Origin of the sequence: Secundilactobacillus silagincola (assembly GCF_002583405.1) — a bacterium.
GTDB lineage: Bacteria > Bacillota > Bacilli > Lactobacillales > Lactobacillaceae > Secundilactobacillus > Secundilactobacillus silagincola.
Map to the genome: position 1 here is coordinate 357695 of NZ_BCMJ01000002.1, position 24951 is coordinate 382645.

Here is a 24951-nt window from a genome sequence, read left to right on the forward strand (position 1 = left end):
AACAGGTTTAAAGCATTATCAAATGTATATCAACGGTGAGTTTAAGGATTCTAAATCAGGCAAACTTTTAACCGTAATTAATCCTTCAACTGGAGAAGAGATTTCAACGGTGCCAAGTGCTACCCGTGAAGAAACTAAAGAAGCCATTGATGATGCTTATGAAGCTGAAAAATCATGGAAATTTGTACCAGCTGCTACTCGTGGCCAGTACTTACATGATGTTGCGACTGAAATTCGTAAGGATCAAGATCACTTGATCGATATGCTGCAAGAAGAACAAGGTAAGATCCGTTCATTAGCAACGACTGAAATTACCTTCTCAGCAGACTATTTCGATTACATGGGTTCGGCTGCACGGACTTACGAAGGTGAAATTCTTCAATCTGACAATGCTAACGAAAACATTATGATTACCAAGCAACCAATCGGTGTCGCCGCTGGGATTCTCCCATGGAACTTCCCATTCTTCCTGATTGCTCGTAAAATGGGTCCAGCTTTGGTAACGGGTAACACCATCGTTTTGAAGCCAAGTTCAGATACACCAAACTTAGCCCTTGAATTTGCTAAGATCGTCGACAAAGTTGGAATTCCAAACGGTGTTGTTAACTTTGTTACTGGCCCAGGTTCAGTTGTTGGTGACGAATTATCCAAGAACAAGAAGATCGGTATTATTAGTTTGACCGGTTCCGTTGATTCTGGTAAGCGTGTCATGGCATCAGCTGCTACCCACATGGCTAAGGTCTCATTGGAATTAGGTGGTAAAGCACCTGCTATCGTGATGGACGATGCTGACATTGATCTCGCTGTTCAATCAATCATTGATTCACGTGTGGACAACAATGGTCAGCTTTGCAACAACTGTGAACGGATCTACGTTCAAGAAGGGGTTGCTGATGAATTCATCAAGAAGCTTAGTGACAAGATGTCTGCAATCAAGGTTGCTAACCCAATCACTGATAAAGACTCTGGCATTGGCCCTCTGATCAACCAAGCTGCTTTGGACAAGGTTGCCGGAATGGTTGACCGTGCCGTTGAAGCTGGTGGCAAGATTACGGCTGGTGGTCATAAGGTTCAAATCGAAAACGGTTTCTACTACGAACCAACGGTCATTACCAACGTCAAGCAGGATTCCGAAATTATTCAAGACGAAATCTTCGGTCCAGTTCTGCCAGTTGTTACCTTCAAGACATTGGATGATGCTATTGAAATGGCCAACGACAGCGACTTTGGTTTAACATCATCAATCTTTACTAAAGATGTTGATGTTGCCCAACGTGCTGCTAACGAATTGGAAGATGGCGAAACTTACATCAACCGGTTCAACTTCGAAGCCATGAACGGGTCTCACTCAGGCTGGAAGGAATCAGGTATCGGTGGTGACGATGGTCGTCACGGTATCGATGAATTCTTGAACACTCACGTTATTTACCTACAGGGTCACCCTGAGAACACTAAGGCATAATTGAATCAAGTTAAATAACGCAGAATAGGTATCTAGGGGTGATTGTCTCTAGGTACCTTTTCTGTTAAGCTGGAATTGGAAACGCTTTCATAAAACGTGCATTTCCGTTGAATAGGATGAGTGACTGTGGAGAATAAATGTGTTATTTAAGGCGTTTTCAAACATTGAAGTGGAGGTATGAATAGTTATTATTTTGGTATAACAATATCTAAAAATTTATCAAAGGGGGTAACACTACGTTGCTTTGTCAAACTTAAATGAACTGACTGATTTTGAAAATAGTTTCCCTCATAATTCCCTTAAAGTGACTTTTAAATGTATCTATCCCGTATAATTATCACGAACTCATTAGATAAAGTGGGTCATCAAATTTAATTAAATGGGGATATGTGATGCTAATTACCTACAAAATTGAGCTTAAGCCAACGAATCAACAGGCTTGGCTGATCGATCAGCAGATATCTGGCAGTCGTTGGGCCTATAATCTCTTTTTAGATATTAATCGTCAGCGTTACGAATGTGGTTACCACTACATGAATGCCTACGAGTTCTCCAAGTGGTTTAATCATGATTACTTAGCAGCGAATCCAGATGATCAGTGGATTAAAGAATTGTATGCCAAATCCGTAAAACAGGCGTTTATTGATGCGGATACGGCCATGAAACGATTCTTTAAAAAGTTAAGTGGTTATCCGCATTGGCGTTCGTTTAAACGCGGTCAAGGTAGCTACTACTTTGTTAAGAACAGTCAGCAACAGATCATTGCTTGTGAAAGGCATCGAATTAAATTACCTAAATTGGGTTGGGTTCGCTTGAAAGAATATGGTTATATTCCCACTGATGCCGAACATTTTGTCATTAAACAGGGACGAGTTAAGTTTAAAGCCGGTCGGTATTATCTAACTTGTGTCATAGAACAAGCGGATCCCATTCAACTAACACTAGTCAATGACCCAATTGGAATTGATTTAGGATTGAAAAATTTGGCAATTTTAAGTAACGGTTTAGTTTATGGTAACCAAAATAAAAGTAGCCGTTTGAAAAAAATTAGAAAGCAGTTACGACGACTACAAAGAAAATTATCACGCCAGTATTGTGCACTGAAAGCTAGAAAACAGAAGGAAGGCAGATCTGCTACTGATTTAAACCTAGCCAAAACTCAGCTGAAAGTGCAACGGCTTTATCAACGGTTAACTAACATTCAAATTGATTATCAAAATAAGTTAATAGCAATTGTGGTGAGAACCAAGCCACTATGGGTTGCCTTAGAAGATTTAAATGTTAGTGGTATGATGAAAAATCGCCATTTGGCTAAAGCTATCGCTCAACAAGGTTTCTACAATTTTAGAGTGAGGCTGATTGCTAAATGCCAGCAATTAGGGATCCCAGTACATCTTACTGAACGTTTTGAACCAACTTCCAAGCTCTGTCATAACTGTGGCACTAAGAAAGTGAGTTTAAAGCTGAGTGAACGTACTTATCACTGTCCTAATTGTCACTACACCAATGACCGTGATTTAAATGCTGCCCTGAATATCAGGGATACGAAAAACTTTGTCTTAGCCTACTAAATAGGCCGCGAAGGATGTACCGGTGGCTAGCCGGGAATTGACGCTTGTGGACTATCAATGAACTGCAGTAGCAAGCAACGTGCGAAACAGGATAGGGAGAAGCAAGAATAATCGTTAACTTTTTATAAGTTATCAGTAGCAGGTAGTTTTCATGAGTATTGTGGTTTCTGCTTTAAAAGAAGAGCAGCCCCACGAAAAAAGGGTTGCCATCGATCCAGACGTCACCAAGCGGCTGATCAAAGCTGGTATGAAAGTTCTCATTGAAAAAGGTGCGGGGATTGCCTCGTACTACAACGACGACAGCTATCAAAAGGCTGGTGCGGAAGTCGTTGATCGCCAAACCGCGTTGTCTCAAGCTAACGTGGTTGCGGTCATTAACTTACCTAGCGATGAAACGCTGAATGCCTTGAAACCAGGACAAGTGCTGTTAGGTTTATTGAGTTCGCTGATCAAGCCAGAAAAGATGCAGCAGTTGGCCGATAAGAAAGTTTCGGCACTGTCGTTTGAACTCTTACCACGGACAATCAGCCGTGCGCAAACCATGGATGTATTGAGTTCTCAATCCAGCGTTGCGGGTTATAAAGCCGCTTTAGTTGCCAGTGATGCCTACTCGAAGTATTTCCCAATGATGATCACCGCTGCTGGGACCGTTAAGCCAGCTAAAGTATTAGTTCTTGGGACCGGTGTTGCCGGTTTACAAGCCATTGGGACCGCTAAGCGTCTTGGTGCGATTATTTCCGGTTACGATGTTCGGCCAGCTTCTAAGGGTGAAGTTGAATCCTTGGGTGCGACTTTCTTGACCAGTTCAGTTTCCAACGGGGCTGGTTCAGGTGGTTACGCTCGGGCGTTGACCCCTGAAGAAACGGCTGCCCAGCAAAAGGAGTTAGCTGGTTTCATTGCCGATAATGATGTCATTATTACCACGGCTCAGGTGCCTGGACACAAGCCGCCGTTGATGGTCACCCAAGAAAGTGTTGATAACGCCAAACCTGGGACCGTCTTCGTTGACTTGGCTGCCAGCGAATTGGGTGGTAACGTCGCTGGCAGTAAACCTGACGAAACGGTCACAACTGACAATCAAGTGATGATTATCGGCGGTAATAATTTAGCCAGCGAGCTTTCTAACTCAGCGTCGCAGTTATACGCCAAGAACGTTCAGTCAGTCATCAACGCCATGGTTGATAAAGATGGCAACCTGGCCATTGATCCTAAAGATGATGTCTTTAGTGGGCTGACCGCTACAACGAATGGTGAAATTATTAACGCGCGGTTGCGTGAAGCCCTTAAACTTGATCCGCTGCCAACGGATGAGCCAGTTAAGGACGAAAAGACTGATCAATCAGCTGAGTCGAAGGGAGCTGAGTAGAATGAGTCAGGAATTATATACGAATCTTGCCATTTTTGTTTTGAGTCTACTAGTTGGATTCGAAGTTATTAGTAAAATCCCAGCAACGTTGCATACACCAATGATGTCTGGTGCTAATGCTATTCACGGTGTGGTTGTTGTGGGTGCGATTTTAGTTGCTCTTGAAGCTGATACGCCAACCTTTTATGTGATTGCCTTTATCGCAGCCTTTCTGGGAGCCATCAACGTTTCTGGTGGTTACGTGGTTACCGACCGGATGCTTGAAATGTTCTCGAAGCCTAAGGACAAGGGTAACAAAGGAGGCGACAAGTGATGTCTGGGTTAATGACGCTTGTTTCTCTGTGTTATTTAATTAGTGCGGTTTGCTACGTGATGGGGCTGCATATGATGCGGACACCTAAAACTGCCCGTAACGGTAACCGGCTGTCATTTGTCGGCATGATCCTTGCCGTTATTATGACTTTCTTGATCGTTTTGAAAAAGAATGATACCACGATGACCGCATGGCTTGTGCTGTTGGTTGCCTTGGTTCTTGGGGTCGGCTATGGTGTTTACCGAGCTCGAACCGTGAAAATGACCGATATGCCACAACTGGTTAGTCTGTTTAACGCCGTTGGTGGTGGTGCCGCTGCTGCGATTGGTACCTTTGACTATTTGAGTAAGCCAGCTGGTGCTTCACTATCAGTTGCCTTTTCACTGCCCGTGATCTTGGACCTGATTATTGGTAGTATTACCTTCTCAGGTTCGCTGATTGCCACGGGTAAATTGGCCGGTAAGGTTTCCGGTAAGCCAATTACTTTTCCTGGTGCCAAATTATTAAATGGCATTGTGGTGCTGATTATCTTAGCTGCCATCGTCATGACGGTTGGTTTTCCAACCAACGTTTGGACGTTAGTGACCGCTATCGTTGCTAGTCTTGTCTTCGGTATCTTAATGACCATTCCAATTGGTGGTGCCGATATGCCGGTTGTTGTTTCACTGTTAAACGCCTTTACTGGTTTAGCGGTTGCCATGGCTGGTTTCGTTATCGACAACCAAGTCTTGATCATCGCCGGTGCCTTAGTTGGTGCTGCTGGTACCATTTTGACCTTGCAAATGGCTGCTGCTATGAACCGTTCAGTGGCGAACATCATTGCCGGAGGTTTCGGTACTGGTGATAGCGGCGGATCGACTAGTGCTGATGAAGTTCCCGTTAACGTTAAGGAAACTTCTGCTGATGATATTGGGGTGCAATTAGCCTATGCCAAGAACGTTATGATTGTTCCTGGGTATGGTCTGGCTGCTGCCCAAGCGCAACATGAAGTCGCCGAATTAGCCAAGTTATTGACTGATAACGACATTAACGTTAACTACGCGATTCACCCAGTTGCTGGACGGATGCCTGGTCACATGAACGTGCTGTTGGCTGAAGTTAACGTGCCATACGACCAAATGAAGCAGCTTGAAGAAGCCAATTCCATGTTTGAAAACACGGATGTTTCCTTGGTTATTGGTGCTAACGATGTCACTAACCCAGCTGCTCGTGAACCTAACACCGCAATTTCTGGGATGCCTATTCTGGACGTTGATAAATCGAAGTCGGTGGTTGTCATCAAGCGTTCTATGAGTACTGGTTATGCTGGTATTCAAAACTCGCTGTTCTCTGATGATAAGACCAGCATGTTCTTCTCAGATGCTAAGAAGGGGTTGCAAGAAATTATTGCATCGACTAAAGAGTATCTGGATCAATAATCTTAATTTGGGTTTCCAATCAATTCACTGATATGTTTCAAGTTTTAATTGAAAGCAGCCTGACCGTTGTCATTTAGTGATAAGCGGACAGGCTGTTTTTTAATACCAGCATTTCTAACGTTTTAGAAACATTTTTGAACTGTCAAGCTCGGAAAGAGCTCTTTTGATGACTATGAAGTGCTGGTTTGCTAAGAATATATATTAAAGTTATAAAAAAATATGCCAAGTATATGTATTATGTGATATTATGAACATACAGGAGGCGACGTATGAAAATTTTAATTCTAGGTAGTTCTGGTGTTTTGGGACAAGCCGTACTAAAGCAATTAGCACCATTACCAGACGTTACTATTCGGGCGTTTGATCGAGGAAAAAAGGGTGTTATTTACCCTGAGTTTGTTGAACATGCAGTTGGTGATGCCACGAAAGTTACTGATTTAAAGATGGCTTTAAAGGACGTTGATGTTGTTTTTTCAACACTTGGTCCTTTCAAAGTGGAGACTTATGCTAAGCCGCTAGTTCAAGCTATGCAGGAGACGGGTGTGACCCGTTTATTCTGGTCAACTCAGTTTCAAATTTACGATAAAGACGTTTCCAGTGAGAATCTAGCATTAGCAGCCACATTTGGTTTTGATGAAGTAACTGAACGGGGTTATGTTCAAAATCAACGCGAGGCCGCTGATATTATTGAAGCTGGCGGTCTTAACAGTACGTTGTTAATGATTCATTTCTTCAAGTATGACGATACTCTCCAGCACGCTGTTTTGGATCCTAAGGGCCGGTCAATTTCTGGTGGTCCAATTAGTATTCCTTCGTTAGCAACTGTGTTAGCAGAGATGCTGCATCATGAAACTGATTACCGCGAGGATGCTATTCAGATTTCTGCTGCTAAATAAATTTTTATTTTTTTAAATAATATGGCTCCAGGTCACCGTTTAATACTAAAAACGTTGATTTGAAGCTTTTTTATTTGATGATGACAAATATGCTAAACGCTGAGAATCGCCAGTTTAAAAGTGTATAATAACAGTAAAATAAGCTGAAGGGAATGACCAGCCATGGACAGACAGACGAGGATGACGCGATATCAGCAGTCTTCGAAAAAGCGTCTTCAAGCGTTCATTTTTATCGTTGCCGCAGTTGTTCTATTTCTTGGGGTTAGTTTTGTTAGCACTTCCGTACACGCTGCACCGGCTAAAGAAGAGGTTAGCAGTCAGCAAAGCGCAGTCAAACAGCAGTTGCAGAAGTATATTAATTCGGTCACTAAAGACGGTACAGTTAGCGTTTCGTTTTATAATCTGGGGGCGAAGTCTTCCACTCCCGCAGGTGCCAGCAGTACTGCCAGCTTTTACAAAGCGGGTCAGTTAGCCGTTGAGAGCTCAAACGCACATAAAGCTTACACCTCAGCAAGCACTTATAAAATGTTTATTGTCACGAATATCTTATCCCGAATTAATTCAGGGACGCTGAACAAGAGTGTGCTGAAATCAACCGGATTTAAAGAAATGATTTTGCACAGTCAAAATGGTTTTGCGGAAAGTTATTTAAGTTCATATGGATTGAGTAACATGAATAGTTTCGTTAAGAAACAGGGCTGGTACTCACATCCGTTCGCCTCGAATAGAGCTGCCAGAACAACTTCCGCAACTTTGGTGTCCGTGATGCGTAAATTGGATCAGGGTCGTTCCCCATTCAACAATGCGTCAAATCGTAGTCAGGTGTTGTCGCTGATGAGTCGTCAAGTTTATCGGTCCGGTATTCCCGCAGGAGCTAATCAGGCTATGAAGGGTTCAACGACGGCTGATAAAGTTGGCTGGCTCTGGTCGTATAACAACGATGCTGGTATCGTTACTTTACCAAACGGTCAGCGGTACGCCATCGCCATTATGACTCACGGTCATGGTCAATCTGGTTTTAGCGGTTTTCCAAAAATTGCTCGGATTACGAAGAATATCCAAACGATTGTTTATGGTAAAACGACTACGAATAAGGTGAACCAATTGTATGGCGTGAAATAGAGTGTGAAAACAAGCATGGAGAATAAGGCACAGCCAACAGAAATTTAGATTTCTGTTGGCTGTGCCTTATTTGCAACTCGTGCTTGTTTGAGTACGTTTTGAATAAATTCGTTACAGTTCCTCCAAGTGATGCAACGCCACCAACAGCATTTGCTTAAAACTATCAGTTTCGTTGACCGCATCGTTTTTAAACCAGCCACGGCCGACATTGACAATTTCGCCAATAATGAGATTACGGATCATCCGGGTAGCATTCAAGCGAAGTTCATCACTCATGTCAATTTTCATTAATAACTGGTATAAAATTTGTCTCAAAGCTTGGGAACTTGGCGCTTGAACGGGGTCTGTATTTAATAGTTCACGAGGAATTGCCAGGACGAACTGCCAGGACGAACTGCGTGAGTTTAAAACGCTCAAGCGCGTATTGCCGGCAAACGAAGGCAAATTTAAGGACGGCTTCCTCACCTGATAGCCCCAGTAATTGCTGCTGTAATTTGGCCAGCAAGTCAGCGTTATAAGCTTCATCGATTGAGGCGTTTAGCGCTGTGACATCGGGAAAATAATTGTAGAGTGCCTGTGAGTGGATGTCTAATCGTCTGCTGATGTTAGAGAAGGTTAACGGCTGCTGTTGGGCAATCAGCGCCATTGCAGTATTGATGATTTTTACCTTATTTAAAGTTCGACTTGTCAAAAATATTCGCCTCTTTGGATTGAATTTTACACACAGTCATTTATAATTACAAGGTGTAAATACTAAAATCTGGGTCATGAAAGAAGACGTTAATGTGAATACGGTTATCTTACTATTCGTTGGTTTAATCGTTGGTATCATCGTGATTTCCTTGGGCGGTGGCGGAGGAGCCATTTATCTTGGGCTGTTAGCTTCCGTGTTTAAAATTTCACCGCTATCAGCAGCTGCTACGTCTCTTGTGACCTCGTTGCCCTCTGTGATTATCGGTTCATGGGGGTATTATCGTCAGAAACAAATTAATTTTCGAATTGGCAATCAAATGCTGATTTCTGCTATTCCAGCAGTGGTGATCGGCGCTTTATTGGCGCCGTATATTCCAGAAGTCATTTATCGCTGGGCACTAGGACTGATTTTGGTTATTTTAGGGCTCAGAATCATTATTCGAAAAGGTGACCGGACTTCACACACGACCCATACCTTATTAATGGCTTCCATGTACGGCGTTTTGAGTGGTCTGATGGTGGGAATCGCTGGTATGAGCGGTGGTGGTCCGGTTTTAGCTGGCCTATTAATTCTCGGGCTGAATACTTTTCAAGCCGTTGCTACCTCTTCCTATGTCCTAGTTGGGTTAAGTATCATTGGTGCGCTGATGCACATCAGTGGGGGTCAAGTCGATTGGCAGTTAGGGCTACCACTGATGCTGGGGGCTGCTGTTGGCGCTTTGATTGCGCCGTTGTTAATGAAGCGGATCGCCAAATCATCACATGCTGCGATGGTTCAGGTGATCATGGCGGTTTTGATGGTGATTATGGGGATTAATACGATTCGTTAACACTGTTTTGGAGATTAGGAAAAGCAAGGTGGCATTACACGATTTAATTTGTGAAGCGTTCAAATTACCTGCTGAATAAGGAAAGTCGTATAATGGATATATTCTAACCATTAAATGGGGGCCAATCTATGACAGCAACAAACCATTTTTATGAGACTTTTCAACCAAGTCATTACAACTTATATCTAGATATTAACCGGGAAACAAAATTGATTTCCGGTAAAACTACGATTATGGGAAACGCTTCTCAAACGGCAATTTCCCTGCATCAGAAATTTCTCAACGTATCTGCTGTTGAGGCGGATGGGGAGGCAGTTGATTTTAACTTAGATCAACCTGCTGAAGCCATTCGCATCAACCTCAAGCAGGCTGGTGAAACGACGCTAACAGTCACTTACACCGCACCTTTGACCGACTCCATGATGGGCATTTACCCGTCATATTATGAAGTGAACGGTGAAAAGAAACAGATCATCGGCACTCAGTTTGAAACGACCTTTGCCCGCCAAGCCTTCCCAGGGATTGACGAACCAGAAGCTAAGGCTACCTTTGATTTAGCTATCAAATTTGACGAACACCCCGGCGAAACAATCATCAGTAACATGCCGGAAGTTCGCACGGAAAATGGTGTCCACTATTTCGACACCACCATGAAAATGTCCACTTATTTGATTGCCTTTGCCTTTGGTGAACTGCAAACGAAACAAACCAAGACCAAGAGCGGTGTCACGGTTGGGGTTTTCGGTACGAAAGCACACAAGGCCAACGAGCTGGACTTTGCGTTGGATATCGCCAAGCGCTCGATTGAATTTTACGAAGACTTCTATCAAACCCCTTATCCACTGCCACATTCATGGCAATTGGCACTGCCTGACTTTTCAGCTGGCGCTATGGAAAACTGGGGCTTGGTCACTTATCGGGAAGCCTACCTACTGTTAGATCCTGACAACACGTCGCTGGAAATGAAACAGCAGGTTGCCACAGTCATTGCTCATGAATTAGCTCACCAATGGTTCGGTGATTTAGTGACCATGAAGTGGTGGGATGACCTATGGCTTAATGAAAGTTTTGCCAACATGATGGAATACGTGGCGGTCGATGCTCTTGAACCTGATTGGCACATCTGGGAACTATTCCAGACCAGCGAGGCGCCAATGGCCCTGAATCGTGATGCCACTGACGGTGTTCAATCCGTTCACGTTCAAGTGGAGGACCCCGCAGAAATCGATGCGCTGTTTGACAGTGCTATTGTTTATGCAAAGGGTGCTCGGATGCTGGTGATGGTGCGTTCATTATTGGGCGACGATGCGCTGCGTAAGGGACTAAAGAAATACTTTGAAGCTCACCAGTATGGCAACGCAACCGGTGCCGATTTATGGTCAGCACTTGGTGAGGCGTCTGATTTAGACATTGGTGCTATCATGAACTCTTGGTTGGAACAACCAGGCTATCCAGTGGTGGATGCGCAAGTTGTCGATGGTCAGTTGACCTTGAAACAGCACCAATTCTTTATCGGTGACGGCAAGGATACTGGTCGCCAATGGCAAATTCCGTTGAATAGTAATGATTCACAGGCACCGGCTATTTTCAAAGATGCTAAACTGTCTCTAGGTAATTATGATGATGTTCGTCAGCGTCTTGGGGAACCATTCCGTGTGAACGTGGGGAATAATTCTCATTTTATCGTACATTACGATGAGAAATTACTGAACGATATTTTAGCTCACGTGGATGAGTTCGATGCCATTACACAGTTACAATTAATGCAGGATCTCAGGTTGTTAGCAGAAGGCCGGCAAATTTCCTACGCTAGCGTTGTGCCACTGTTGAAACGATTTGCTGATAGTCATGAAGCAGTGGTCATCACCGCTTTGTATACGTTAGCGAATAATTTAAAGAAGTTTGTTTTGCCTGATTCAACAGAAGAAAAACAGCTGCAGCAATTGTTTGACCAGCTCAGTGCCGCTCAAGTTAAACGGCTTGGCTGGTTGCCGGTAGCTGGTGAATCCATCGATGATCAGCTGTCACGACCAATGATTTTGAGTGCGGCATTATACGCGCAAAATGCGGATGCGATTGCGGCTGCCCATCAGATTTTCCAGGACAACCAAGCGCAGTTAGCAACGTTATCCGCTGACATTCGTGGCTTGATTTTGACTAACGAGGTTAAGCACTATGGGAGTGAAAAACTGTTTGATCAGTTATTAGCTGACTATCAACAGACTGCGGATGGCAGTTACAAAGCCAATATTCGTGCTGCTTTGACCAGTACGCCAGATGCTGGGTTGATCAAGAAAACCATTGATCAGTTTGAAAATGCGGATGTCATCAAACCGCAAGATCTCCGTGGCTGGTTTAGAGGGGTTCTTGCTAACCCTCATGGCGAACAAGCTGCGTGGGATTGGCTCCGTACTGATTGGCAATGGCTGGAAGACACGGTTGGTGGCGATATGGAATTCTCAACTTACATCACCGTTACCGCTGGCGTCTTTAAGACGGCGGATCGACTAGCTGAATTCAAAGCCTTCTTCGAACCAAAACTCAATACACCAGGTTTGACGCGTGAGATCACTATGGACATTAAAGTGATTGAAAGCCGGGTAGCATTGATCGAAGCTGAAAAGAACGCTGTGAATCAAACGGTTGCCAGTGAGGTTAAATAGTTAAAAGCAAGTTTCAGACAAAAAACAGACAGGGTTTCAATCTTTCGGTTGAGACGCTGTCTGTTTTTTAATACGAACTATTCCTCCGCACCGAAGCTAAGTTCTGACATGGAATCTTCTAGTTCTTCCAGTAAATTATTTTGTTCAATGAGTCTGAGCCACGCTTGTTGACTCTGTTCGCCGCGTAGTTGCTGGGCAATCTTACCATGGACCTGTTCGACAAATTGACCATACAGTTTGTCTGCTTGACGCTGCACTACGGTACTATTGTAACGGCGTGCTGGTGCTCGCTTAAGGTTTTCATCTTTTAAATAGGGTAATGCCCTTTCCATGAAGCGCGCTTCAACCTGACTATTAGCGGTGAGATAAGCTTGTAACTCTGTAGGATTCAACTGATTCACATCACTTTCCGAACAAACGTTCTTTTAATTAGTATAACCGAAATTTCTCGAGATTTAAACAGCAGATTTTATTGAGAAGTGGATTGCAGATTTTGCTCTGCCCTTTTACATTACAAGTGTCCGCGAAAAAATATTTTGCGGTGTAAACATGGTAAAATAAAGGTAACTTTATATGTAGGAGGAACGGTCATGACACAGATGAAGGCATCCGAAGCACTGGTAAAAGAATTGGCAAATTGGCACGTTGATCACGTCTACGGTATTCCCGCAGATTCATTGATTGATGGTTTTGCCGCTGAACAGGATCTCGTTTCTTACATCCAGGTTCGCCATGAAGAAGTTGGCGCGCTGGCTGCAGCGGCTGAATCGAAGTTAACTGGCAAAATTGGTGTGGCACTGGCAGCAGTGGGTCCGGGTGCCGTTCATCTCATCTACGGTTTATGTGATGCCAAAATGGATCACACACCGATGCTGGTGATCATCAGCAACGTTGCCACCAGTATGATGAATACCCATTACTTGCAGGACATGGACGAAGATGAGCTGTTTTCAGGTCTGGATACCTTTCATCGCCAAGTCAGTGATGCGAAGCAGATTCCGGGAACGGTTCGGGCGGCAATTCAAGCAGCCTATGATACCCAATCGCCGTCAGTAGTCATTATTCCAGATGATTTGGCTAACGTTGAAATTGATTATGAAGCGTTACCGATTCAAAGCCAGTCGCAACCCGTTCTCGCTGGAACCGATGAGCAAGTTGCCGAAACGATTTCTCTGATTAAACAGGCGAAAAATCCTGTCATGCTAGTGGGAACTGGGATTCGTCATGCTCAGTCAGAAGTGGTGGCCTTCTCCGAAAAATTCGGCTTACCAGTAGTCACAACGGCACCTGCAGTGGGTTATGTTCCTACTGATTTCGTCAATAATCTTGGTGCTCAGGGGACCATTGGCACGCAACCCGCCTTTGAAGCCATGCACATGGCTGACTTAGTTGTCATGGTCGGGACCAGCTATCCGTTCATGCGGTTTATGCCAAAAACGATTAAAACGGTTCAGATCAATTGCGACGGCCAGGCACTGGGTGAACAGTTCCCAGCTACCCAGATGGTTCATGCAGACGCCAAAACATACTTAAACCAAGTGCTTCAAGCTCAAGCTGAAGCCTTACCAGAAAGTCATTTCTTGCAGGCTTGTCACATGGCACGAGAAAATTGGCACGGATATTTGGATGAGCGGGTGGCCGCGCGTCCAAATGGTCAGTTAACGCCGGAAGCCGTGTTGCGGCAAGTGTCACAATTAGTCACTGCCGACACTGTTTATGGACTGGATATTGGTAATAATACCGTGTGGTCAACGCGAATGCTGCCGTTTGGCGATGGTCAGGTCATGACCATGTCATCTTGGTTCGGCGCTATGGGTTACGCCTTATCTGCCGGAATTGCCGCTCAGTTAACTTATCCGGATCGTCGAGTGATTACCTTTTCTGGTGATGGTGGTTTTTCGATGGTTGTCCAGGATATTTTGACTCAAGTTCAGTATCAGTTACCAGTGATTAACGTGGTGCTTGAAAACGGTGGTTATGGCTTTATTCGTCAAGAAAAGGCGAAAGCTGGCCAAAGTGACTATGCACTGAAATTTATGAATGCCAACTGGGCTGGTGTCGCAGAAAATATGGGTGCTATTGGTTTGCGAGTCACCAACGATGATACCCTGAAAGCTGCTGTTGAAACCATCAAGCACCACTTGGCAGCTGGTGATAAAAAGCCAATCGTGTTGGATGCGGTAGTGACGGATGAAGCGCCGCTGGATACCAACACCATGAAGCTGGATCCGGATAAGTATTCTGATCGGATGATTGGGCAGTTTCGGGTTAAGTATCATTTGGATGGTGACCGCTACCCATCATTAAGACGAATTTTAAACCGGCTAGAAGCCGATAAATAGGATTGGGGTAAAGTTAAATGGAATTTACGTGGACGGTGGACGAAGCTGGTTTATCAGCCAAACAAGTACTGGGGCAGCATGGCGTCAGTCACCGGATGTTTACACAACTGAACCAAAGTAACGGACAAATCTTGGTCAACGGTGTTTCAGTAAAACCGTCCGTTAAGGTGCAGCTAGGCGATACGCTGACACTGGTTGTGCCAGTGGAGCCAGCTGATCCAGAAGTGCCTGTCAGTTCGGCACCCTTGCAGGTCATTAACGAAGACGAAAATACCATAGTGGTTTTGAAGCCTGCTGGACTCACTTCAGTCCCCGGTCCAAGTAACCGGACCGATACGCTGGTTAACCGAGTGAAGGGCCATTTAGTTGATACGGGTGATCAAAATCTCGTCCCCCACATTATTACCCGATTGGATCGAGACACAAGTGGCTTGGTTCTGATTGCTAAGCATCGACTGGCGAACTCATGGTTGAATCAGCAATTAGCTGATCACCGGTTAAAAAAACGCTATTTAGCTATCGTTAGTGGTCCATTAGAGAAAGATCACGACATGATTGATGCCCCTTTGAGACGTTCAGATGATGGTTTTGATCAGATTGTTGCGGCAGATGGTAAGTCAGCCCAAACCGAATATTGGGTTCGTCAGCGTTGTGAGAACTGGACGCTGGTGGAGGTGTTGCTACACACTGGTCGGACGCATCAGATTCGGGCACACTTTAGATCCATTGGCCATCCGTTACTGGGCGATGCACTTTACGGTGGCCCTCAGGATCAACTCAAACGGCAGGCGTTACACGCATACCAATTAGACTATCAAGATCCAGTCACCGACGCGTCTCGTCATTTTGAAGCTGATCTACCGGCTGATATGTTAAAAGTGATTAAGTGAGCAATTTGAAAAATGATGCAATTCAATGCATGTTTATCTGAGTAAAGAATGTTGAAAAAGACGGCAAATTAAGAATTCATCTCATAATAAACTTTTTAGTGTAAAACGCTTGCTATTCCCTAGAAATTCTGTATTATGGCAATTGTAAAAACTACTAAGGAGTGAATTTGATGACAACTAATGATGAGTCACAGCAGGCGATTGCGAAGATTTTGGACCAGATGGACGAAAACCTTTCCGAATTATCGTGGTTTGACTGTGACCTTAAGGACGACAAGTTTGTTAAGCACATGGCTGAAATGAAGGCATCTTTAAAGGCTGCCAAGAAACCATTTGTTGACAAGGACTTAGTTACAGAATAGACCGTTGCTGGAGACATCAGTTTGTCGCCATAAATTTGAAACACCGTACTCAGACAATTTCCAATTAACATCCACCGCAGTTACGTATTTTGCGGTGGGTGTTTTTAATTTCATCAATCGCAAAACAAGCATTTTGTGATCAACGGTTTTGCGGTAAACTATTGAGCAGAAGGGGTGAAATCCATGTCAGAAAATGAGACGGTAACGTGCATTGTGGACGGCAAGGCGTACCACGTCGATGAAGGGCTGTACCTTGCAGATTTATCCACGGCGATTCGTCAGCGGGTCAAGCGCGATTATCCCAAGGCAAAGGTGACGGATTTTATTTGCGGTCATCATTTATTAAAGTATCGATTGGCCAATGTGGACGCCATGATCAACTCGGATTTAAAACAAAGTCAAAAAATTAATCGGAAATTGACACGAGCGATGCAAAGCGACGATTATGAGATTACAGATGTGAATGAGACCCTCACAAACAGTCTGACCGTTGGTGAACGGGTGGCGGATAACGTGGCACGTTTTGGTGGTAGTTGGGGTTTCATCGGTATCTTCGTGTTCGTCCTGATCGCTTGGATGTTAGTCAATGGACTGCAGTTATTTGGCGTTCATTTTGACCACTTTCCGTTCATTTTGCTGAATTTGGTTCTAAGTTGTATTTCTGCGATTCAAGCCCCTATCATCATGATGAGTCAGAACCGTTCGGCTGATCGTGACCGAATGGCTGCTGAGAACGACTATCACGTTAACTTGAAGTCCGAACACGAATTACGAATCCTACATGCTAAGTTAGACCATCTCTCTCAAAATCAGATTCCGCACACCCTAGAGATTGAAAAGTTACAGATTGAAATTCTTTCTGAGATTCGTTCAGAGTTAGCTGAATTACGGGATCAACCAAAATAAAAAGAACTGTTTCGACAAACATTGCCGGAACAGTTCTTTTTACGTTAAATTCTGAAATTAGTCATCAAATGTTTTAAGTTTGCCACGGAATTCGTTGATATTCGTGTAACCCTTTTGGTTCATGATCTCTCGGAGTTCTTTAGCTAGGCGGTCAAATAGTGGGGTGCCTTCATAACCAAATTGAGTACCAATTTGAACCATAGAAGCGCCACACAAAATGTGTTCAAAGACATCGACACCGTTTAAAATACCACCAGTACCGATAATTTTAATCTCTGGTTTTAAGCGCAATGCTAACCCACGTACGTTAGCTAAAGCGGTTGGCTTCACAGAAGCACCGCCGATACCGCCAAAGCCACCTTTAGGCCGAATGGCGACCCGTTCAGTTTGTGGGTCCACAACTAGGGCGTTACCAATACTGTTGATTGAGTTAACAAAGGTAAGTGGGTATTGGTTCAAAATCGCCGCAATTTGGTCAAAGTGAACCAGATCAAAGTAGGGTGGCAACTTCACACCCAACGGTTTAGTATAGAATTCAAAAACTTTATCTAATACAGTATTGACCCGGTCAAAGTCATAACCGACTTGTGGTTTACCAGGAACGTTGGGGCATGATAAATTCAGTTCTACGAAGCCCGTGTATTCAGATTCTTGAATCTGGTGCAGCATGGCTAAGTTATCTTCCAAACTTGTGCCGGCTACGGAAAGAAAATTGGTAGCGTCAGGACGTTTACGTTGGTCATCAATCACGTAATCTAAGTAGTAATCCAAGCCGTTATTCGGTAGACCCATAGAATTAATACTGCCCTTAGGCAAAGTGTGCATCCGAGGTGACGGATTGCCCGCTCGCTTCTGTGGGGTAGCACTCTTAGTGACGTATGCGCCAGCGCTAGAGGCCACCAGTGCGTCCAAATCCTGTTTGTTTTGGCAACGGACTCCCGCTGCGTTCATCATACAGTTGTCAAAAGTTCTGCCACCAATAGTCGTTGTTAAACTCGTCATCAAAAATCAGCTCCCTGTCTGAATTTATTTGGTCTTCAATTGCCGTTAACTTTACAGTATAAATTTGCCAGCGTCAAGTGAGATTTCAAACAAGCTGGTTGATGTTTCGATGATTTAACACTTGCCGAAAATTTCGGCAGACAATCATGGTCAAAAACTGGTAAGATAGAGCATAAATGTTTAAGAGGGGGTCAATAATGAGTGAAAATGATGATGCAGCTTTAAAGCTTGGCGATGATAAGTTTACTAAGATGATGCTGTTTTTAAAGACACCGATCAACCAGCAAAATCACCTGGATTATAAGTTCGGTAATTCTGAACTGCGTGAATTACAGGAAGGTATCTGGGCGATGCCCGCGTATTTGACGGATGATGATCCATATAGTCTGTTTTTCCTGTTTACCACGATTGATACTGGTGAGATGGTGGTTGCCTTTGCGGAAGGCACCCGTCAGGATAAGCAGTTGAAGTTGGGTCAGCCGTTAACCACTGGTGCTGGTCTGAACAGTTTGTTCGCGCAACAAGAAAAACGTGCCCAACGTGTTTTGAAGTTTTTGAACGATATTTCTCGAGCTGATGAAGCCGAGTGGCACGAGATTGCGAACTAAGGTGAGTTTTTATGGGCGTATTGACAACGCTCGTGCGGAAAACTATACTGAATGAAATCAATAAACCTTTTAAATTTAGTCCCGTGAGGCTAATAAAGGGTCGGCGCTGGCGACAGCATAAATACGACACCTCTATACCTGCGGGCATAGGGGTGTTTTTTTTACTATAATTCGAGATGAGGAGTGGTTGAGTTGGCAAAGAATGGGTTAGGACGGGTGCCCGCAATTCCGATGAGTGCGCGGCACATGTCTTACTGGGATATGTTTGCCACTTGGGTTGGTGCCAATGCCAATAACGGGACTTGGTACATTGGCGGTGTGATTGCTGCCTGTGGCTTTTTAACGGCTTCAACGACTTTGATTGTGACTGGTATTATTTCATATTTGTTGCTGGCAGCCGCCAGTTATATGGGTTATAAAACGGGTCTGACTGCCATGACGCTGACTCGAGCATCGTTTGGGCTGCGTGGTAGTCTGCTGCCTTCAGTGATTAATCTCGTTCAGTTTATCGGCTGGGCAGCGGTGAATACCTTTATTGCCGCAACCTCAATGAGTTACTTGTTTCACGATTTATTCGGTTGGCCAGTCTATGGCAAACCGGGCGGTACGATGGGACTGGCAGTGGGTATCATCGTGATGAGTATTTTCCATCTCTGAGTATTTCGGTGGGACAACGCTCCGTGCAAATGATTGAACGCGTGGGTATCGTCTTGGTGTTTATCTTCGTGATCTGGGAATCAATTGTCGTGTTTAAAACCGTCTCCTTCCATGAAATCATGAGTTGGCAGCCGCCTCACAATCTAAAAATGACGCCAGGCGCCGCGGTTGATGTACTAGCAGCATTCAACTTAGCTTGGGTAACCGCAGCCAGCGACTTTTCTCGGTTTACCGGTGTGAAGAAGAATGCGACCCAAGCTTCCTTCCTTGGCGCGAACTTGGGACTTTTCTGGTTCGCCTTTATTGGTTTGATTGCCACCATTGGGACGGCCATTACACTGAATCACTTTGATCCGAATAATTCTGATCCAAGTACGATTGCCAGTAAATTAGGACTTGGTTTCCTAGCCATGATCGTGATTATTTTGACCAGTACCACTGCTAACGCGGTGAACCTCATGTCGGCCGGCTCCGCTTTAACAAACATGACGCGTCGGTTAAGTTTAACGGTGAGTCTATGGGTAGTGACGTTGATTGCTACGGCCGTCACATTCTTACCGATTTTTGTGGCATCGTTCCTGACGATTTTTACAGCGTTTCTGGATGGTATCGGAATGGTGCTTGGACCAGAAATTGGCATTTTTCTGGCGGACTATTTCTGGTTGCGTCACCGAAACTATCAAATTGATGACTTCTCAAAGGCGCACGGCCAGTATTGGTATCAAGGTGGCGTTAACTGGATTGCTATTTTAGTTTGGGCAGTGTCGGTGGCTTGTTACATTGGACTCAAACACGTGTCATTTATCGCGAATACTATTGGGGCAACGTTCGTGGTCATTTTACTCAGTATGGTTTTGTACGGCATCATAATGAAATTCACGCAAAAGCAGGTTAAATAGGTTCCCAACGGGGTTTGATAATGTTATTCTTACTGTAGTGACAGGATATGACTGGCTGATACTGGAAATACTTTTGAAGTTTGTCTTTAAATGTAGTTTGATAAACGTCGCTAGTCGCTAAACTTGACAAATTTGCCATGGATGGCGCTACAATGCGCTTTGAGTGTTCAGTGTAAAGCTGAGCCAGTAATCGTATCTGAATGACGGGTAAGTGAAAATTAAGAAATTGATTTTCTCAGTGCTAGCCAGGCACCCTGTCACTGGGAAAGTCCCTTCAGTGAAAAACTGGGGGGGCTTTTTTTGGTGTAGAGTGTGGAAACAAGCGTTTAGAGACTGGAGTCTAAGGGGCTTCCGGCATAAATCCTGGTCTTTAGGATTTTTGCCGGAAGCCCCTTAGATGCAAGTCTCTGCTTGTTGGAACACGTTCGGCAATGTAGCTAAAAAGGGTAGATCCTGTTTTTGAATTTGTGTTGTCTCACCAGTAGAGCAAGTCCCTGCCCTCGCAACACGATTAGGTCATACAAATTTTCCCTCCCCCAACTTTCCTAAGAAACTCAATTTTTAACCCGCTTTCAACAGCGGTTTATCAACCATCCTAAATTAGAAAATCCTTAATGAAATTATTAGGAAAATTCGGAGTGATTTTGCTAGACATCACTAGATATATAGTTTAAGATATCAAAATCTTGTGAAAAATAAAGGGGTGGAACAAATGTATTTACGTCGCGCAGAAATGAAGGATTTACCACAAATCGAATCAATCATCCAGGATGGGAAAACTCACCTGGCGGCTCAAAACATTGATCAATGGCAGGGGGGATATCCCAATACCAATGTGCTGGTTAATGACATTCAAAACGGCCACACGGTAGTGCTTGTTGAGGGCTACGAAGTGTTAGGTACGGCTGCAGTCATTCCAGCACCAGACGAAAGTTATCAAGAAATCGATGGCGAGTGGCTGACGCATGACAATACGTACGTTGCCATCCATCGTGTAGCAGTGTCTGCTAACCATCGCGGTCAAGGTTTATCAGGCAAATTGTTCGCGGCAATTTTTAAGGAAATCGAAGCTAACTCTTCCATTAAAGGTATTCGAATCGATACTCATCCAGATAACAAAGGCATGCAACACGTCATCAAGAAGGCAGGCTTCAGTGAAACAGGTACCGTTGAAGTCCTTGCTGACCAACAGACGTCAATTCGCGATTTTGCCTATGAAAAGCTGACTAAAACGGGGTCACTTGTTAAGACCCATTAAATTCATTAAAAACGTTCGCCAATTTGGTGAACGTTTTTTGACGGTTGCCCTAACTTTTTGGATGATTTTCCCTAAAAATGTGATAGTATTATCCTCTAGGGGGAATTGGTATGGCTGAAGACAAACACATGTCAGGTAGAAAATTTTTCACGGTGACCGTACTTAACGGGGTCATTACCATCGTAGAAGCAGTCGGTGGTCTGCTGTCTGGTAGTTTATCGCTGCTTTCTGATGCGTTTCATAATCTCGGCGATACCTTCTCCATTGTTATTAGCTACATAGCACATCGGATTAGTTTACGGGATGAGGACGAGCGCAATACGTTTGGTTACGGCCGTGCGCAGATTTTAGCGGCCATGCTCAACGCACTGTTGCTGATTATCGTTTCGATTTTTCTGGTGGTTGAAGCCGTTAAGAGGCTCAGCCATCCAGAAACCATTAATGGTGAATTGATGATGGGTGTTGCTGTCATTGGCTTGGTAGCTAATTTAGCGTCAGCAATCTTGATGCATCGTGGTTCAAAACATAATTTGAACATGAAGGCAACCTATCTTCACTTACTGAGTGATACGTTATCGTCAGTTGGCGTTATTTTCGGTGCATTCATGATTCAGTGGTACAATGTCACTATTATTGACCCAATTATCACCATCATCGTGGCGGCTTATATTACGTTTGAGTCGTGGCCAATTGTGCGTCATACGATTACGATTCTGATGCAGGGTGCACCGAAAATGGATTACGATGCCATTAAACAAGATTTAATGCAGATTGATGGTATTACAAGTGTTCATCACATTCACATCTGGATGATCGATGAAAACCGAATCATGTTTTCGGCTCACATCAACATGCGAGATATGCTGCTGAGTGAGGCAGAGCCCATTTATCATCAAGTAGAAGAAATTCTGGCTAAAAAGTACGGCATTTGTCACGTGACGCTGCAAGCTGAAGATGTGCGTGGACGCGGTGAAGAAATGATTTTGAATGAAGATCTTGATCAGCAACTTTTAAAACGGCAAAATGAAGAATAACAAGGAGTAATGAAGTATATGACACCCATGAAAGAGGACTATTTAAAAATTATCTTTGAGCTTGGTGGCGCAAGTGAAAAAGTATCGAATAAACAAATTGCCATTAGTTTGAACATTGCAGCGGGTTCAGTAACTGAGATGATCAACAAAATGGTTGAGGAGGGACTCGTTAATCACGAACCCTACGCTGGAATTTCACTGACGGACGCTGGTCGCGAAAAGGCAGTTACTCTGGTAAGAAAACACCGTTTATGGGAAACCTTTTTAGTGAAAAAGTTGGGCTTTGCCTTACCTGATTTGGATGTGGAAGCTGAAAGATTGGAACACGTTACCAGTGAAAAATTAGCTAACGCTATGGATGACGCGCTGGATCATCCTAAAAAGTGTCCCCATGGCGGGACGATTCCGGATCGTAATGGACATTTTGACAGCGAATCTCACTTGATCTTAAACGATGTTAAAGACGGTGAAACCGTAACGGTAACGCGCTTTATTGATAATCATGATCTGCTGACGTATCTGGGCGATATCAAACTTGATATTGGTGACAAGTTAAAGGTGAACAAGCACGATCCCTTTGAAGGTCCTGTGTTGGTGACTAACTTAACTGATAAGCAGGATTTGACGATTGGGTATAAGGCGGCACATTATATTTTTGTGGAATAGAGCAGAGTGTCAAACAACTCGGTTAGATTCCAGAATATAAGGACAATAAATAAGGTATCCGTGTTCTTGACGGATACCTTATTTATTGTCCTTATATGGCGAGAATCTGAGTTGTTTGACACGTTTAGGCTAGGTAGGCTAAACACAGCCTTTATTTAATTAGCATCAGTAACAAAACACTGTTCACTAAAGCAGTCAGCAACGGACCAATGGTTTTAAACCGGCTGACTTTTAGTCCAATTAAGCCATCAAAGAGTTGAACGAGAATCATTGCCACTGCCAGTGCAATGAGATAGGGTTTCGAAGCAAAAATCACCAACCCAATTGAAACAATTAGCAGGGCCAGACTTCTGGAAACGGCATATTGTGCGGTAGTCGATGAATGATTTGGCTGCTTTTTAGCGGTAATATAGGCTTCAATAGCGAACCCAAAACTGACGGTAGCGCTAATTAAAGTGAAAATGGCACACAGATAGTAGGTCATTTGGGAATTTCCTCATTTCTAAAACGTTATATTAAGCATTAACTATTGATAATGATTTGTCAAATTAAAGTAAAATTCAATCAATCCCGTAATTAAGGATAGCGTAAGTGAATTGATGCACGTATAATCTAGTTGAGAGATAGCGAACGGAGGCAGCTGAAATGACGAATGATCAGGGCCATTTGATGATTAAAACGGCGCTTCATGCAGGGCGACTCATGATTGAAAATGGGTCAGAAATCGCAAGGGTGAGTGATACCATTAGCCGAATCGCATCCAACGCCGGGTATCCTGATAGCAAAGTGTACGTGACGATCACCGGTATTATGATGTCAGTATCGGGTGAAGAAAACGCCCAAATCGAACCGGTGACATCAAGGTCAATCGATTTGGAGAAAATTACAATGGTGAATGACTTATCACGTGATTTTGCTGACCACAAAATCACCTTGGCACAGTTTGAGGAGCAGCTAACCGTTTTGGATCACCATTCCCATTATTTTCCCCTCTGGATCCAGTTGCTTTCTGCTGGGATAGTGAGTGGTGCCCTAGAAGTGGTTTTCAGGCACAACTACCCAGACTTTCTAGTGACCTGTGTCATTGGTCTGATTGGTTGGGGTATTTTTTACGTGATCAATCGCGTCGCTAAAATTCGCTTTTTAAGTGAATTTTTAGCCTCTGCCGCAATTGGTACTTTAGCGATTTTAGCTGTTAGATATCATTTAGGTACTAATGCCGATGATATTATCATTGGCTGTGTCATGCCGTTAGTTCCTGGTGTACCGCTTACCAATGCGGTGCGAGATATTTTGTCGGGTGATTTGGTCAGTGGTATTGCGCGCGGTATGGAAGCATTGATGAGTGCCATCGCGATTGGCAGCGGGATTGCCATGATCCTGCAGGCTGTGTGAGGGTGGACAAATGCTGAAATTAATCACAGATTTGATTTTAACCTATATTGGAACCGTTACTTTTGGCGTTTTAATGAATGTGCCGCGACGGTCACTTAACCTTGGGGGTTGGATTGGAACCATCAGTTTTCTGGCTTATCGGTTATGTATAGCGGCTAATCTGGGTATTGCGGTTGCCAATCTACTGGGAACGCTGATTATTGGTATTTTGAGTATGCAGGCTGCTAGGTATAAGCGGATGCCGGTAATCAACTTTAATATTCCGGCGCTGGTGCCGTTCGTCCCGGGTGGACAGGCCTACCAGATGATAAAAAACTTCGCGTTGGGAAACGTGGGGGAGGCCATTAGCTTCTTATTGCAGGTGGCCATTATAGCGGGCTCGATTGCTTTTGGCTTCTTGTTGGCGGAAATGGTGAATAGGATGCAAACAAAGTTGATGGTGCAATTTTCGAGTAGGTGGAGTCATGAGAATAGGAATAATCCAAAGTTGTAGAGCGTGAAAGGGCTCGGGTAGAGTCCAGAATGTAACGAAAAAAGCAGGTATGTCCCTGAACTTTGGGACATACCTGCTTTTTTCGTTACATGGCCGGACTCTGAG

The 24951-nt window shown here is 44.0% G+C and carries 24 protein-coding genes and 1 pseudogene; 20 read left to right on the plus strand and 5 right to left on the minus strand.

The window, feature by feature from the left end; genetic code table 11:
• Nucleotides 1-22 precede the first annotated feature (22 nt).
• The 7 genes from aldA to CES82_RS03535 all read left to right on the plus strand — a co-directional run bounded on the left by aldA (nucleotide 23) and on the right by CES82_RS03535 (nucleotide 8148).
• Entirely contained in the window at nucleotides 23-1462 is a 1440-nt protein-coding gene (gene aldA / locus CES82_RS03505; RefSeq protein WP_098824017.1) for an aldehyde dehydrogenase, read from the plus strand.
• A 392-nt stretch (nucleotides 1463-1854) separates the two neighbouring features.
• Nucleotides 1855-3033: an RNA-guided endonuclease InsQ/TnpB family protein gene (locus CES82_RS03510; RefSeq protein ID WP_098823940.1), complete on the plus strand. Its 1179-nt coding sequence runs from the start codon at nucleotides 1855-1857 to the stop codon at nucleotides 3031-3033.
• 151 nt (nucleotides 3034-3184) lie between these two features.
• Nucleotides 3185-4399: an NAD(P) transhydrogenase subunit alpha gene (locus CES82_RS03515; RefSeq protein ID WP_098823941.1), complete on the plus strand. Its 1215-nt coding sequence runs from the start codon at nucleotides 3185-3187 to the stop codon at nucleotides 4397-4399.
• Nucleotide 4400: 1 nt separating this feature from the next.
• Nucleotides 4401-4712, plus strand: coding sequence for an NAD(P) transhydrogenase subunit alpha part 2 (locus tag CES82_RS03520; RefSeq protein WP_098823942.1), 312 nt, complete (start codon nucleotides 4401-4403; stop codon nucleotides 4710-4712).
• Complete coding sequence (locus CES82_RS03525) at nucleotides 4712-6130, plus strand: NAD(P)(+) transhydrogenase (Re/Si-specific) subunit beta (RefSeq protein ID WP_098823943.1); 1419 nt, start codon at nucleotides 4712-4714, stop codon at nucleotides 6128-6130. The genes CES82_RS03520 and CES82_RS03525 overlap by 1 nt, the downstream gene beginning before the upstream one ends.
• A 269-nt stretch (nucleotides 6131-6399) precedes the next feature.
• A complete protein-coding gene (locus CES82_RS03530; RefSeq protein WP_098823944.1) occupies nucleotides 6400-7026 on the plus strand; it encodes an NAD(P)H-binding protein in 627 nt (208 codons plus the stop codon).
• Nucleotides 7027-7188: 162 nt separating this feature from the next.
• Nucleotides 7189-8148 carry a serine hydrolase gene (locus tag CES82_RS03535; protein ID WP_225364832.1) on the plus strand — a complete coding sequence of 320 codons (960 nt, stop codon included), beginning with the start codon at nucleotides 7189-7191 and terminating at the stop codon, nucleotides 8146-8148.
• A gap of 111 nt (nucleotides 8149-8259) precedes the next feature.
• Here the strand turns inward: CES82_RS03535 and CES82_RS12450 are convergent, their stop codons facing one another.
• The gene (locus CES82_RS12450) at nucleotides 8260-8424 is read right to left on the minus strand and encodes a hypothetical protein (protein ID WP_180245647.1); all 165 of its coding nucleotides are present in this window, start codon (nucleotides 8422-8424) and stop codon (nucleotides 8260-8262) included.
• A gap of 82 nt (nucleotides 8425-8506) precedes the next feature.
• Nucleotides 8507-8839: a TetR/AcrR family transcriptional regulator gene (locus CES82_RS03540; RefSeq protein WP_098823946.1), complete on the minus strand. Its 333-nt coding sequence runs from the start codon at nucleotides 8837-8839 to the stop codon at nucleotides 8507-8509.
• A 76-nt stretch (nucleotides 8840-8915) separates the two neighbouring features.
• On the opposite strand from CES82_RS03540, the gene CES82_RS03545 reads away from it, so the two are divergent.
• Together CES82_RS03545 and CES82_RS03550 are read left to right on the plus strand one after the other, a co-directional pair.
• Nucleotides 8916-9671, plus strand: coding sequence for a sulfite exporter TauE/SafE family protein (locus CES82_RS03545; protein ID WP_439959037.1), 756 nt, complete (start codon nucleotides 8916-8918; stop codon nucleotides 9669-9671).
• A gap of 128 nt (nucleotides 9672-9799) precedes the next feature.
• Nucleotides 9800-12334, plus strand: a complete 2535-nt coding sequence (locus tag CES82_RS03550) for a M1 family metallopeptidase (RefSeq protein ID WP_098823948.1) — start codon at nucleotides 9800-9802, stop codon at nucleotides 12332-12334.
• A gap of 77 nt (nucleotides 12335-12411) precedes the next feature.
• Here CES82_RS03550 and CES82_RS03555 read toward each other — a convergent pair whose 3' ends face one another.
• Nucleotides 12412-12735, minus strand: coding sequence for a hypothetical protein (locus CES82_RS03555; protein WP_143466283.1), 324 nt, complete (start codon nucleotides 12733-12735; stop codon nucleotides 12412-12414).
• Nucleotides 12736-12924: 189 nt separating this feature from the next.
• On the opposite strand from CES82_RS03555, the gene CES82_RS03560 reads away from it, so the two are divergent.
• From CES82_RS03560 to CES82_RS03575, 4 genes are all read left to right on the plus strand, one after another.
• Nucleotides 12925-14676 (plus strand): thiamine pyrophosphate-dependent enzyme, encoded by a 1752-nt coding sequence (locus tag CES82_RS03560; protein ID WP_098823950.1) that lies wholly within the window; start codon nucleotides 12925-12927, stop codon nucleotides 14674-14676.
• 17 nt (nucleotides 14677-14693) lie between these two features.
• Nucleotides 14694-15566 (plus strand): RluA family pseudouridine synthase, encoded by an 873-nt coding sequence (locus CES82_RS03565; protein WP_098823951.1) that lies wholly within the window; start codon nucleotides 14694-14696, stop codon nucleotides 15564-15566.
• A 170-nt stretch (nucleotides 15567-15736) separates the two neighbouring features.
• Nucleotides 15737-15928: a hypothetical protein gene (locus CES82_RS03570; RefSeq protein WP_098823952.1), complete on the plus strand. Its 192-nt coding sequence runs from the start codon at nucleotides 15737-15739 to the stop codon at nucleotides 15926-15928.
• A gap of 183 nt (nucleotides 15929-16111) precedes the next feature.
• Nucleotides 16112-16834 (plus strand): DUF1003 domain-containing protein, encoded by a 723-nt coding sequence (locus tag CES82_RS03575; RefSeq protein WP_098823953.1) that lies wholly within the window; start codon nucleotides 16112-16114, stop codon nucleotides 16832-16834.
• A gap of 57 nt (nucleotides 16835-16891) precedes the next feature.
• On the opposite strand, the gene CES82_RS03580 is transcribed toward CES82_RS03575, so the two are convergent.
• Nucleotides 16892-17836: a dihydroorotate oxidase gene (locus CES82_RS03580; protein ID WP_098823954.1), complete on the minus strand. Its 945-nt coding sequence runs from the start codon at nucleotides 17834-17836 to the stop codon at nucleotides 16892-16894.
• Nucleotides 17837-18033: 197 nt separating this feature from the next.
• Here CES82_RS03580 and CES82_RS03585 point away from each other — a divergent pair, with 197 nt between their 5' ends.
• The 5 genes and pseudogenes from CES82_RS03585 to CES82_RS03605 all read left to right on the plus strand — a co-directional run bounded on the left by CES82_RS03585 (nucleotide 18034) and on the right by CES82_RS03605 (nucleotide 22958).
• Nucleotides 18034-18444 (plus strand): hypothetical protein, encoded by a 411-nt coding sequence (locus tag CES82_RS03585; RefSeq protein ID WP_098823955.1) that lies wholly within the window; start codon nucleotides 18034-18036, stop codon nucleotides 18442-18444.
• Nucleotides 18445-18675: 231 nt separating this feature from the next.
• Nucleotides 18676-20000: pseudogene (locus CES82_RS03590) on the plus strand (cytosine permease).
• A gap of 688 nt (nucleotides 20001-20688) precedes the next feature.
• Nucleotides 20689-21258 (plus strand): GNAT family N-acetyltransferase, encoded by a 570-nt coding sequence (locus tag CES82_RS03595; RefSeq protein WP_225364833.1) that lies wholly within the window; start codon nucleotides 20689-20691, stop codon nucleotides 21256-21258.
• 110 nt (nucleotides 21259-21368) lie between these two features.
• Complete coding sequence (locus CES82_RS03600; RefSeq protein WP_098823957.1) at nucleotides 21369-22292, plus strand: cation diffusion facilitator family transporter; 924 nt, start codon at nucleotides 21369-21371, stop codon at nucleotides 22290-22292.
• Between the two features lie 18 nt (nucleotides 22293-22310).
• Nucleotides 22311-22958, plus strand: a complete 648-nt coding sequence (locus tag CES82_RS03605) for a metal-dependent transcriptional regulator (protein ID WP_098823958.1) — start codon at nucleotides 22311-22313, stop codon at nucleotides 22956-22958.
• 151 nt (nucleotides 22959-23109) lie between these two features.
• On the opposite strand, the gene CES82_RS03610 is transcribed toward CES82_RS03605, so the two are convergent.
• Entirely contained in the window at nucleotides 23110-23442 is a 333-nt protein-coding gene (locus CES82_RS03610) for a hypothetical protein (protein ID WP_098823959.1), read from the minus strand.
• Between the two features lie 161 nt (nucleotides 23443-23603).
• On the opposite strand from CES82_RS03610, the gene CES82_RS03615 reads away from it, so the two are divergent.
• Together CES82_RS03615 and CES82_RS03620 are read left to right on the plus strand one after the other, a co-directional pair.
• Complete coding sequence (locus tag CES82_RS03615) at nucleotides 23604-24353, plus strand: threonine/serine exporter family protein (RefSeq protein ID WP_098823960.1); 750 nt, start codon at nucleotides 23604-23606, stop codon at nucleotides 24351-24353.
• 10 nt (nucleotides 24354-24363) lie between these two features.
• On the plus strand, nucleotides 24364-24846 hold the full coding sequence (locus tag CES82_RS03620) for a threonine/serine exporter family protein (protein ID WP_098823961.1): 483 nt from the start codon (nucleotides 24364-24366) through the stop codon (nucleotides 24844-24846).
• The last annotated feature ends 105 nt before the right edge of the window (nucleotides 24847-24951 follow it).